This window comes from Psychrobacter sp. S1-30-MNA-CIBAN-0213, assembly GCF_040309845.1.
GTDB lineage: Bacteria > Pseudomonadota > Gammaproteobacteria > Pseudomonadales > Moraxellaceae > Psychrobacter.
This window is the reverse complement of record NZ_JBEOPE010000003.1, coordinates 182,863-195,442: the sequence shown is the minus strand read 5'-3', so window position 1 is coordinate 195,442 and position 12,580 is coordinate 182,863. Positions and strand designations below refer to the sequence as shown.

Genomic DNA, 12,580 nt, shown 5'->3' with positions numbered 1-12,580 from the left:
GATATGCCATGAAAGTGCTATAATCCGTCAGTTTTTTGACAATAGTAAATCAGTAAACAACCATCAGTAAACAATTTGGCAAAATAGGTTCTCATGGCAAAAAGTCGGTTATTTCGTTCAACCATGGTGGTCAGTAGCATGACCATGCTGTCGCGTATTTTAGGTTTGGTACGCGATATTGTGTTATTAGGTGTCTTTGGCGCAGGTGGCCTGATGGATGCCTTTTTGGTCGCTTTCAAGATACCGAACTTTTTACGGCGTTTATTTGCAGAAGGCGCATTTAGCCAAGCCTTCGTTCCTGTACTGTCCGAATATAAAGAAAAATACAGTCTGCAACAGGTACAGATTTTAGTCAGTCGCACCTCAGGGGCGTTGTTGCTGGTTTTATCCATGCTGACAGTCGTTGTGATTTTAATCGCACCTTGGGTGGTGACATTATTTGCGCCTGGATTTGCTGATCAACCAGACAAGTTTGCCATTACTGCTGAGCTGCTCCGTCTGACCTTCCCTTACTTACTGTTTATTTCTATGACCGCTTTTGCCAGCGGTATTTTGCAAAGTTACGGGCGTTTTGCTGCGCCAGCCTTTGCACCAGTATTATTAAACTTGTGTATGATTGGCGGTGCGCTAATTTTCGCCCCAATGTTTGATACGCCGATTATGGCGCTCGGTTATGCAGTCGCTATCGCTGGTTTGTTACAGTTTCTGATACAGCTGCCGCAGTTATGGCAACAAAAATTGCTGGTTGCACCTAAAATTGATTTTCAGCACGAAGGTGTTAAGCGTATTTTAAAATTGATGCTACCTGCTATCTTTGGCGTCTCTGTCACTCAGATTAACCTACTGCTCAATACCGTATTCGCTTCTCTCATGATAGGCGGTTCAGTCTCTTGGTTGTATGCTGCGGAACGTATGAGCGAGCTACCACTAGGACTAATCGGTGTGGCTATCGGTACGGTTATTCTGCCAAGCTTGTCAAAAAGTGAAGCGCAAAAAGATGATGTTAGCTTTAAAAAGACCATTGATTGGGCAGCGCGACTAATTATTTTGGTTGGTGTTCCAGCATCCGCAGCCTTATTTATACTGGCAGATGTGCTCATGCAGGCGCTGTTCTTACGTGGTGAGTTTACCTTACGTGATGCACAAATGAGCTCGTTGGCGTTACGTAGTATGGCCGGCGGAATTTTGGGATTCATGCTGATTAAAATCTTTGCCCCAGCATTTTTTGCACGCCAAGATACCAGAACACCAGTAAAAATCGGTATTATTTCCGTGTTTGCCAATATGGTTTTCAGTGTTATTTTTATCGGAATATTTTACTTTTTCAAAATACCACTGCATGGTGCCTTGGCTTTAGCGACTACGGGTGCAGCATTCGTGAACGCAGGCTTGTTATATTACTTCTTGCACAAGCGTGAGATATTCCGCTTTGGCAGCCATTGGAAAAAGCTTTTTGCCCAGTTTGCGATTTCTACAAGTGCTATGGTCGCGGTCCTTTATGTCATGCTGCCCTACTTCCCAACCGATGATGCTCAATGGCGACGTATAGCAGCTCTGCTCATTATGTGTGGGGTTGGCGCAGTAGTTTATGGCGTAGTCTTATTGGCAACCGGATTCCGTCCTCGTCAGCTAAAACATGGTTAAAACTCAGTGTTGAAAAATAATTAGCGTACAAACTTACGAAACCAAAACAAGCTTAGTATGAGAATTGACAGTGCATGACGTTGATAGTTGCCATAATGAGTCTTTTATGCATAAATGAATTTTGAGGACTAATATGACAACTAAACAATCTATCTTGCTCCGTTTGCCAACCATACTGGCTGCTGGCGTGTTGAGCACCGGACTAGTTATAAGTGGTTGTAGCAACAACGATAATGTAGAAACAGAGACAGCTGCCAGTACTACTGAAAATACTGCAGATGTTGTGGAAGCATCTGAGAACGATGTAGCTGGTCAAACAGAATTAACTGATGCTGATAATGCTGTTGAAAGTCAGCAAGTAGCTGAGAGCTCTAGCTCTATTAATAAGCAAAAAAGCCTAGTTACCAATCCGACCGAAGCTGGCACACCAGAAGATACTGTCAAAAAAGCCCTAGATAGCTTATATGACGGCGATGTGCATCAAGCCGCTGGATACTATAAAGTAGATATGGCAAATTTTGAAGAAGAGCTGGCTAAGACTCAGTCTGCTTTTCAGCAAACTGTCGATGGCGTCACTATTACTGATACCAAATATAATGGTGATAAAACTCGTGCCACTATCACCGGTGAGCTGATGCTAAAAGGTCAAAGTGAGCCTGCACCACTGACCTATGAATTACAGAAAATAGACAACCAATGGAAGATTTTAGGTTAAGGCATCTGACTTCCGTTCTCTGATTGCTATTATCTAAACTTATTCATCTATGTCATTATCTAACGTCCCTGCTTTACCTAGCATGACAACATCAGCGATGAAACCCTCCATATCGCACACTTTCGGCATATACCCCCACTGCTCAAAGCCAAGCTTACGGAATAATCCTAAGCTTGGCTGGTTATGGGCAAAGATAAGTGCGATTACATTATGAATGCCTAGACTTGGCGCTTGCGTCATCATCCAGCGCGCGAGCAAGCTACCCAGTCCTTTTCCATGATAATCCTGATGCAAGTAGATACTGATTTCAGTGCTGATATGGTACGCGGTACGTGCATACAAATCACTAAAGCTGCCCCACGCGACGATTGGCGACGCTGTTTGCGCTGTGCTTTCGTTAGCCTCATTCGCCAATTTAACAACCGCTCTAACAACATAGATTGGGCGCGTTAGACTATTTAGATGCTCCTCAAACCATTCTGCACGCTCTTCACAAGTTACTGGAGTAAGATTAGCCGTTGCTTGTTTGCCCGCAATGCTTTGATTATAGATTGCTAAAATCTCTGGCAAATCAGCCTTGCTGGCACGCTGCACAGTAAATTGCTCATTGAGATTATATGTTGGAGAGGTCGATGGTATATCGTTCAAAGCAATGTCAGTCATAGGGTCTCCATAGCTAATGGTAAAGTTTGTGATAAACAATTAAAAATCACTCTTGGTTATTAAACATAGTCAATCTACAGTCGCATTCATTACAGTTATTAAAGAACAATGGGCGCAGGCGTATATGGGATACTGCAAGCGAGATTAACGCCGTCACTCTTTTATAATGGATTGACTATACTTGTATTATCAGCAGACTATAGGATGTTAGTATGGCTATTTTACTTTATAATGGCTGGTTTTAGACACATCAATCTTTAATAGAGATGTGTTTTTTCTTTTCTATCTGTTCTTATCTATCATAGCTGAAAATTTATGAACACCTATTTTCTTGAGCAACTGATTGCGTCGCCAAGCACTTTGCCTGCAAATACTAGCCCAGTAGATTTAGCGCCCTGTGTGCTGACTATCGGCAACTTCGACGGTGTGCATTTAGGTCATCAAGCGATGTTAGCCCAAGTTCGTGACATTGCTGACGCGCAAAACCTTAGCTCTGCCGTCATGATATTTGAACCACAGCCGCGTGAATTTTTCTCACCAGCGACTGCTCCTGCGCGCCTGACCAATCTTGCAGAAAAGCAAGCCTTGCTCGCAGAATATGGCATTGAGACACTGATTGTAGCAGGCTTTGATAGCGATTTTCGCTCATTATCAGCGCAAGCATTCGCTGATCTTTTAGCACTACGCTTGAACGTAAAATCTTTGGTATTAGGTGATGACTTCAAATTTGGTCATGACCGTACCGGCGACAGTCAGTTTTTGCGTGACTATGGCTTGCATGTCACCAATTTACATACCGTCACGGATGAAAGCGATGCAGCTGAGCGCATTAGCTCTACTCGTGTTCGCGATCTATTATTAGCCGGTGACCTTGACGCTGCTAACACTCTGCTCGGCCGCGACTATGCCATTACAGGGTTAGTCATCGGTGGTGATAAAATTGGTCGTACCATGGACTTCCCCACTGCTAATATCGATTTAGAACGCTTAAAACCTGCTCTACATGGTATTTTCGCAGTTGACGTGGTCAGCTTAGATGATGATGGAAAAGTAATACCTAATGGTTTAACAGCACTCGCTGTTGATGGCAAAACAGGCGTCGCAGGCTTACGTCCGTATAGCTTGTTTGGTACAGCCAGTATCGGTACCAGACCCTCTGTCGATAAAGAGCGTGACTGGCGCTTGGAAGTACATTTTCCAGCGTTGCAAGCTGATCTATATGGCTTGACGCTGCAAGTACGATTTTTACATTATCTGCATGGCGAAAGACGTTATGACGGTTTAGAAGCCCTCAAAGCAGGTATTCATCAAGACGTTAAAGACCTACTGGAATGGCGAGAAAAGCAGAAAATTAGTTAGAAAGTATATCTAATTCAAAGTATGCTTAATTTATAGACAGAAAAAAACCCACAACCTTAACGCTTGTGGGTTTTCGTTTTAATCAATCTTTTTTATTTTTCTAAGCATCTGGGTGCATGCGTACATTTAAGTCATCAATAACTTCTACCCATGCCGCATCTTTTTCCCACTCTTCTTGTAAGAACATACGCTGATTATCATTCCAGACATCAGACTCTGTTAACTTCTCTTCTTTCGCTAATTTATGTTTTTCAACGAAGCTATCAATTGCTTCGTCAGAGCTATCAAGCCCTAGCTGTGCAAATAATTCATTCATATTGTATTCAGGTTCACCCAACATACTTTTTCTCCTTAAGTGCTACGGATTCAATTGTGCTTATTATTTGAACTAACGTATTCATTGTAGCAAGCTTTATTTTAAAAGCTGTTATTCAACGTTAATCTAACGTTATCAATTGTGTTAACGACTGATTATCAAAAACTAAGAAATCACAGTGCATTGATAACCAAAAATTCAGCATAAATTATTAATGATGCGAATGTTAAAGTACAAAAAAGCCCTCTAGATAGAAGGCTTTTTTACATAATAAGAATTATAAATAGCGCCAAAGTCTTAGCAAGCTACTTAATTATGGTAATAAATGTGCTACTGCATCACGCTCTTCGCTAAGCTCTTGCTCAGTCGCCGCCATTTTCTCTTTTGAGAAATCTGATGACACATCAACGCCGTCTACGATAGACCAGTCGCCGTTAGCGCAGGTAACTGGGAATGAGTAGATTAAGCCTTCAGCAATACCGTATTCGCCGTTTGAGTAAACACCCATTGATACCCAATCGTTTTCATCACTACCTAGTGCCCACGTGCGCATGTGTGCAATGGCAGCATTGGCAGCAGAAGCGGCAGATGATGCACCGCGAGCTTTAATAATCGCTGCACCGCGCTGTTGTACTTCTGGGATATAAGTGTTTTCGTACCAATCGCGATCTACTAGATCTAGCGCTGGCTTACCGTTTACGGTACAAGCGGTTAGGTCTGGATACTGAGTTGATGAATGGTTGCCCCAGATAGTCATGTTTTTGATGTCATTAACAGTGCTGTCAGTTTTGTCAGCTAACTGTGCCATAGCACGGTTATGATCTAGGCGAGTCATGGCAGTAAAGTTACGTGGGTCAAGATCTGGTGCATTACGCTGCGCAATAAGTGCGTTAGTGTTGGCAGGATTACCGACGACCAATACTTTTACATCACGGCTCGCAACATCGTTCAATGCTTTACCTTGTGCTGAGAAAATCGCAGCATTGGCTTCTAGCAAATCTTTACGTTCCATACCTGGGCCACGCGGACGTGCGCCAACAAGTAATGCATAGTCGATATCTTTAAATGCAACGTTAGCATCATCAGTTTGGACGATACCAGCCAACAATGGGAATGCACAGTCTTCTAGTTCCATGACTACACCCTTTAGGGCGTCAAGAGCTGGTGTGATTTCAAGTAATTGCAAAATAACTGGCTGATCTTTACCTAGCATCTCGCCAGATGCAATACGAAATAGCATCGCGTAGCTGATATTACCAGCGGCACCAGTCACGGCAACACGTAAAGGCTGTTTCATAGAATACTCCCTAATTAATTATTAGATAATGTCGTCATCATTATATAGACAGGCATATTAGATATGGACTTGCTCAATGAGGTATAGACTTGCTCAATGGTAGCGGTCACAAACCGAAAGCTAGTGTAGCACTTCGTTCGGTAAACCGTCTAGAGATAACAACGCGCTTACTGATGTCTATATTGTTACATTTTATACATACAAAAGTTTGTCAGCAAAAAAGACTGTCTGATTAAATAGTAAGTATAGAAAACACAAAAGCCGCCCTAAAGAGGCGGCTTTAATACGTTAATGTATATTTCTAATACTCATAAGCAGCATTGCTCAGGTATAACTATTTACCACCTGAAATAATGAAATTGTTGCCGCAACTGTTTATCACCTCATTGCATCTACCGAATTGACCACCGTCATAACAGACATGGATGTCAGTAAGCACAGACTGACGGCGACTACCAGCCTGACAGATTAAGTCAATACTAGCAGAAGACATTCCACTATTGAGACGAGTCATTTGACTCATAAAACGAGACTTTGAAACTGTGTAGCTATTGCCCGTATTCAACTCGCTAGGTAGTTTTAATGCTCCTGCATAGTTGGTGATTTGACGAAAATAACTGCTAGCACTAAGCGGGCTACACGCACCGTAATGTTGCCATGCTTGGCTGCGCACAGTGGTATCAGGCATGATACGGTTGACTACTTTTAATTGTAATGGTGTCAGGCGCGGATCACTACCGCGTCCACAGCGCTCACCATAACCCATATCTAAGCCAGATACTGTTAAAGAGTAACCTTCTAAACATTGACGCATACGTGCGCGTGAAGGTTGCAAATTACATAAAGCTGGAGTCATCTCAATCATTAACACTCGCTGACCAGTCTGAACCGCATTTGCTGCCTGCGCAGGTAGTGACAGCATAACTTGTAGCAATACTAAACCTGTAATACTTAAAGTGAGATGACTTAGAGTAAAAGGACTTAGAGTGAAAGGATAGACATTATCAAAAGTGGTGTTCTGACAGCCGTCTGAGCAATGCTTTTTTGATCGATCGTTTTTCAAAACCGGCTGCCATAATTGAGTCTTTGAGCTCGATACCCTAATAAACTGTTGCACATACCTCTTAACAGATGATTGAAATCTGATAGATGTCTGCATAAGCCGATTTGGGTCATTATTTATCATAAGTAAAAAAACATTCAATAGTTATTAGGCGTGAACAATACATTCAGGCAACATCATACAGTGAAATGCACCTAAGTTTTAGGTTTAAAATACCAATAATTAAAGTAGTAACTCTGAATATACAATTTAGTAAAAGTTTTTTAATAACGACAGGTTATCAGATATTAACTAAAGTAATGGTAGCAAAACTCCTTTTTTAATCTATAGCAAATACGTAAGCTGACAGTTAAGTCCTAAGCACGGCACGTATATGCTAACGATCAAGCACTTTACTACCACTTATAGCAGTTTAGGCCTACATTTTTAATGTTTTAGTAGACCTAAGTAATGGATACCTTTAAAACGCTGCTGGAACAGTACCCATGCGCTCACTGATAGGCTTAGCACGACCTAACAAACTACTATAGACAGTTGCATTTTCCATTACATGTTTAACGTAATTACGAGTCTCAGGATAAGCTATTGACTCAACATACTGATCAGAGGCCAACGAACCATAGGTAGGTTGCCAACGCTTAGCGTTGTTTGGGCCAGCATTATAACCTGCAGTTGCCAGTACAGGCTGATAGTTCAGCTTGCCTAAGATATCACTCATATACCATGTGCCATAACGAATATTTGTATCACCACTATTGGCACGGCTGGCACTATACGACTCGCCTAAATTACGAGCAATATACTTTGCCGTATCAGGCATGATTTGCATAAGCCCGCTAGCACCAACGTTAGAACGCGCTGATGTTACAAAGCGACTTTCTTGACGCATAATGCCGTATGCCCATGCTGGGTCGATACCTGCCGACTGACTATAACGTACCACTGAATCTTGGTGCGGCATTGGATGTGATAGCGCCAAGCTATTTACTTTGTCAGTATTATCAGCAGCATAGATAGCGCGATCAAGCCAGCCCATATCATGTGCTTGACGAGCTGCTGCAATAATCAAGCCATCATCACGATTATCACGTGCCTGCTTCACTGCCCAGTTCCACTCGCGATTGGCATAGGCACGGCTGGCATCTGCATTGTATAGTGCAAAAGCACGCGCAAAGTGTTGGTTCTGCAAAACACGTGCTTTATCAGCATTACTTACGTTCGGCAAGCTACTACCACCTAAACTACTAGCATCAAAGCGTTGACCAACTTTATCTTTTGCCAACAAACCATAGTAATCATTACTTTTGGCCAAATGCTGATACATTTTCTTAGCAGTATTGCGCTTACCACTGTTACTCGATTGCTCGTACGCACGTGCCAACCAATATTGCCACTGATTTAGTTTTTGAGTTTCAGCATCCATCTGTGAGATAGATTCAACTACATCATCCCAACGGCTAAAACGAATGGCAGCTTTAGCATAGTCTTCAGCTTCTTCGAAGTTGAAATCATCGTCTAAGCTATTGCGGAACCAGTCAATGGCCTCAGAGCTAAAGCCATCATCAGTGGTATGGTTCATGCGCTGCACACCAATGATACGATAAGCATAACGGCGCGTATCATCGTTTAATAGCTTCGCTGAGCGCTGATTGTCTTGTTTGATATCGAAATCTAACTGCATTGCCGCCTCGCTGTATGACTTCTCAGCGAGACGCCCAATCGCATACAGATATAGATATTGATTGGTTTGGTTATTAGGCTGCATACCAAAGCGTCCAAAATAGGCGCTTGGATTCAGCTGAATCTCACTCAATGCTGAATAAGAAATGGGAGTGCCAAGGCGTGATGATAAGGCCATGATATCGCCCGTCTTGCCTTTGCGTAACATACGTTTGAGACGTGATGCCCGATCCTGATTACTGATTAGCGTATTATTATTAAGCTCAGTTGCTAGCTGATCGCACAATGCAGGCTGTTTGAGCGTGTTCAACCAAACGTCCGACTTTTCTGCCAACGCTCGCATAGTGTCGCCACCACTATTAAATCCAAGTCCAATTGCACAGCGCTCACTACGATCACCATTGGTAACCAAATTGGCAACTTGACGTACCGACGCATAATCACCTGAAGCGGCTTTTGCTTCTGCAAAGTCAGCGACTAATTTTTCAGCCATGACAGTATCAGGATATTGACGGACGAACTGTGATATGGCAGCAGAGCTTTGGGCATTTAAGTCCAGATTCATACGCCAATATGTTGGATACATGGCAAATAATCCGCCACTCATTAATTGCTCATAATTAAATAGTGCACTGACATCACCACGTTCTGCAGCCAATGCAGCGGCCGTGAAATAATCCACACTATTGTCTTGCTGGTAGCTCTCACCATAAGGTGCAGGCTGTGCACAGGCTACTTGCGACAATCCAAGCGCACTCATTGCCGTAGCGACACTCAGTGCACCAATACGCAACGAGCGAGCTTGTAAGCATGCAGCGGTCATGTGGCTAAGACGTTTGGGCGGATGACTCATAGAAGCATCCATACCATTACATTTAGGCATGTCAAAATTGTTGCGGTGGCTGTTCTTGTGATTGGCAGCAGGCTGCTTTGTCATACTTGCTCTCTTTATTATATTAATGATCATTTTGCACTAGAACGCTAAATAAATAAGTCGTTCTAGCTCTCATATCTGTACTGACTGTCTAAAATAAATGCTTAAAGTTGGCAGGTATAAGATGCGTTAACTATGCGCTAAAATAGTCTAGCATTACGCTCAACTGCCAATCTAACAAATATTTATCACTTTATTACTGTTTGCTTAGGATCGAACTAATGTACGATGATAAGGGCATAATACTCATCATACTATATTCGTCTGACTTTCAACCACCACCCTTACTATTTATCAATAAATAAGAGAGTGGCGCGTAACACAAAGGTGATATGACGTTAAACTTCTTCCATCAGCCATACCTATAACGAATTATTGATAAGCAATTGATAGTATTATAAATAATTCATCATGATTGTAGCCGATAGTATACGGTTACTTTTCACATTACTAGATGGTTATGATAAAATACGCCACGCATTAATGGCTTGCCGCTATATTGTTTGATAATTCTTGATAATTGTGGATTTTACTTATGAGTGTTTCTGTATTCGACCCCCGCATTAATGACGCTAGCTCTGAAGCTACTGTCACTGCGCCTGCTATCAATGCACTCGTAGAGCCAAATCTGGCGCAACCATCGGCCGCGACAAAGAAAGTATTTATCACCACGCAAGGCTGTCAGATGAACGTCTACGACTCCGGCAAAATGCTTGACGTACTGGGCGATTCGCATGGCATGGTCGTGACCCATGATATCGATGAAGCCGATGTACTGCTCATGAACACTTGCTCAATTCGTGAAAAAGCCCAAGAAAAAGTCTTTTCAGAATTGGGTCGCTGGCGTAAACTGAAAGAAAAACGTCCAGATTTAGTGATCGGTGTTGGTGGCTGCGTAGCCTCGCAAGAAGGCGATAATATTCAAAAACGCGCCCCTTATGTCGATATGATATTTGGCCCGCAGACTCTACATCGTCTTCCAGAATTATACGATCAATCGAGCGAGCAACGCGATATAGCACCTAAAAATCGTATTGGTACGATTGATATCTCCTTCCCCAGTATCGAAAAATTTGATTTTCTACCTGAACCAAAAGTAGAGGGTTACAAAGCCTTTGTCTCTGTTATGGAAGGCTGCTCAAAGTATTGCTCGTTTTGTGTGGTTCCCTATACGCGCGGCGAAGAATTATCACGTCCGCTTGATGATGTATTGGCAGAGATTGACAATTTAGCAGCGCAAGGTGTGCGTGAGATTAATCTACTCGGTCAAAACGTTAACGGCTATCGCGGTGAAAAAGATGATGGCAGTATTTGCCGTTTTGCAGAGCTCCTACATTATGTCTCGCATGTCGATGGTGTTGAGCGTATCCGCTATACGACCAGCCATCCGCTAGAATTTACTGACGATATTATTGACGCTTATGCGCAATTACCAGAGCTGGTATCGCACCTGCATTTACCAGTACAAAGTGGCTCGAATAGAATTTTGGCAGCGATGAAGCGTAACCACACCATTGATGTTTATATCAATCAGATTAATAAGCTTAGAGCGATTCGTCCTGATATTTATTTATCTAGTGACTTTATCATTGGCTTCCCTGGTGAGTCTGATGAAGACTTTCAAGACACTTTGAATCTGGCAAAAGAGTTGGATTTCGATCACTCTTATAGCTTTATTTATTCTAAGCGTCCGGGCACGCCAGCAGCAGAGCTTGCTGATGATGTGAGCTTCAAAACTAAGAAAGAGCGTTTAGCAGAATTTCAAAAAGTTATCATTGACTCAACGCTTGCCAAAACTCATGAGATGGTTGGCACGACTGCTCGCGTATTAGTTGAACAAATTGCAGACCGTCATCCAGACTGCTTAATCGGTACTGCGGATAACACACGTACCGTCATGTTCCCTTATGACGTTGATAAAATGGATGAGCTACTCGGTAAAATCGTTAGTGTACGTGTGACTGACTTTGTGAGTCCGCATATGGTGAAAGGCGAGATTGTCGAAGTGTTGGCTTAAATCTTTAGAAAAATTGAATTAATAAAAAAGCCGTTCGCTACTTACTTATAGCGAACGGCTTCTTTGTGAGTCATATTAATATTAAAAATTATCCATCTTTTACATCATAAAACTATTTAACACTTCAATTAGTAAAGCTGCTGCAATTAAAATAAATATTACCCCGCAACTACGATTCAACCACGTTAAGCGATTGCCCATATCAAGCCAACTTGCCAGCTTTTTGCCACCTAGGGTATAAATAATTTGCCAAATCGTCTCACTTAAAAATAATCCTATGGTTAATAAGATATATTGTGGCCATAGCGGTGCACTAAAATTGATGAATTTAGGAAAAAATGCGGCGAAAAACAAAATCGCTTTTGGGTTAGATAGCGATACCCATATCCCAGTACGAAATAGTGTCATATTGCTCGGTGATACTCTAACTGCCGCACTCGATAGCGAGCGCGGCTGCGGCGTTTTTTTATCAGTCACAGATGACATCGTATCAGGATAGTCAGCCGCGACCTCCTCGCTCATTTCGCGAGCATCACTCATTAAGCTGCCATCACCAGCATCGCGCCATGAGCTGATACCCAAATAGATTAGATATGCTGCGCCTACTGCTTTAATAACAGTGAGCAGCCAAGGTGACTGGCGACTAATTACATCCAAGCCAAGCAAGGTTGAAAGCAATAGAATGAACAAACCAAGGCTTAATCCTGCTAACGTCCAGAGCGTCCGCTTCACCCCATAGTTCATGCCATACTGGAATGCGAGTAGCATATTAGGACCAGGAGTCGCTGAGATAAAAAACGTACTTGCAAAAAACACCGCAAACAGATGCCAAGACATCAACCAACCTCTACTCTTTTATTTAAAATAAACTGAATACATGAAAAAGATGCAA

General features: G+C 42.4%; 10 protein-coding genes. 4 read left to right on the top strand and 6 right to left on the bottom strand.

All coding sequences use genetic code 11. The features are described 5' to 3' along the window. Window positions 1-93 precede the first annotated feature (93 nt). Window positions 94-1,644 (top strand): murein biosynthesis integral membrane protein MurJ, encoded by a 1,551-nt coding sequence (gene murJ / locus AAEY87_RS04300; protein ID WP_068329279.1) that lies wholly within the window; start codon window positions 94-96, stop codon window positions 1,642-1,644. Window positions 1,645-1,777: 133 nt separating this feature from the next. Continuing rightward, window positions 1,778-2,359, top strand: a complete 582-nt coding sequence (locus AAEY87_RS04295) for a hypothetical protein (protein WP_350656077.1) — start codon at window positions 1,778-1,780, stop codon at window positions 2,357-2,359. Window positions 2,360-2,398: 39 nt separating this feature from the next. Here the strand turns inward: AAEY87_RS04295 and AAEY87_RS04290 are convergent, their stop codons facing one another. Continuing rightward, a complete protein-coding gene (locus AAEY87_RS04290; RefSeq protein ID WP_350656076.1) occupies window positions 2,399-3,022 on the bottom strand; it encodes a GNAT family N-acetyltransferase in 624 nt (207 codons plus the stop codon). 315 nt (window positions 3,023-3,337) lie between these two features. Between AAEY87_RS04290 and ribF the strand changes: the two genes are divergently transcribed. Further along, window positions 3,338-4,381: a riboflavin biosynthesis protein RibF gene (gene ribF / locus AAEY87_RS04285; protein WP_350656075.1), complete on the top strand. Its 1,044-nt coding sequence runs from the start codon at window positions 3,338-3,340 to the stop codon at window positions 4,379-4,381. A 100-nt stretch (window positions 4,382-4,481) separates the two neighbouring features. Here the strand turns inward: ribF and AAEY87_RS04280 are convergent, their stop codons facing one another. From AAEY87_RS04280 to AAEY87_RS04265, 4 genes are all read right to left on the bottom strand, one after another. Then, complete coding sequence (locus AAEY87_RS04280; protein ID WP_068037599.1) at window positions 4,482-4,721, bottom strand: DUF2789 domain-containing protein; 240 nt, start codon at window positions 4,719-4,721, stop codon at window positions 4,482-4,484. 289 nt (window positions 4,722-5,010) lie between these two features. Then, entirely contained in the window at window positions 5,011-5,994 is a 984-nt protein-coding gene (locus AAEY87_RS04275; RefSeq protein WP_068037600.1) for a malate dehydrogenase, read from the bottom strand. A gap of 334 nt (window positions 5,995-6,328) precedes the next feature. After that, window positions 6,329-7,057: a T2 family ribonuclease gene (locus AAEY87_RS04270; protein ID WP_350656074.1), complete on the bottom strand. Its 729-nt coding sequence runs from the start codon at window positions 7,055-7,057 to the stop codon at window positions 6,329-6,331. A 460-nt stretch (window positions 7,058-7,517) separates the two neighbouring features. Continuing rightward, on the bottom strand, window positions 7,518-9,560 hold the full coding sequence (locus AAEY87_RS04265) for a lytic transglycosylase domain-containing protein (protein WP_350656201.1): 2,043 nt from the start codon (window positions 9,558-9,560) through the stop codon (window positions 7,518-7,520). Between the two features lie 646 nt (window positions 9,561-10,206). On the opposite strand from AAEY87_RS04265, the gene miaB reads away from it, so the two are divergent. After that, window positions 10,207-11,688 (top strand): tRNA (N6-isopentenyl adenosine(37)-C2)-methylthiotransferase MiaB, encoded by a 1,482-nt coding sequence (gene miaB, locus AAEY87_RS04260; protein WP_350656073.1) that lies wholly within the window; start codon window positions 10,207-10,209, stop codon window positions 11,686-11,688. Between the two features lie 99 nt (window positions 11,689-11,787). On the opposite strand, the gene AAEY87_RS04255 is transcribed toward miaB, so the two are convergent. After that, window positions 11,788-12,525, bottom strand: a complete 738-nt coding sequence (locus tag AAEY87_RS04255) for a LysE family translocator (protein WP_068037603.1) — start codon at window positions 12,523-12,525, stop codon at window positions 11,788-11,790. Window positions 12,526-12,580 lie beyond the last annotated feature (55 nt).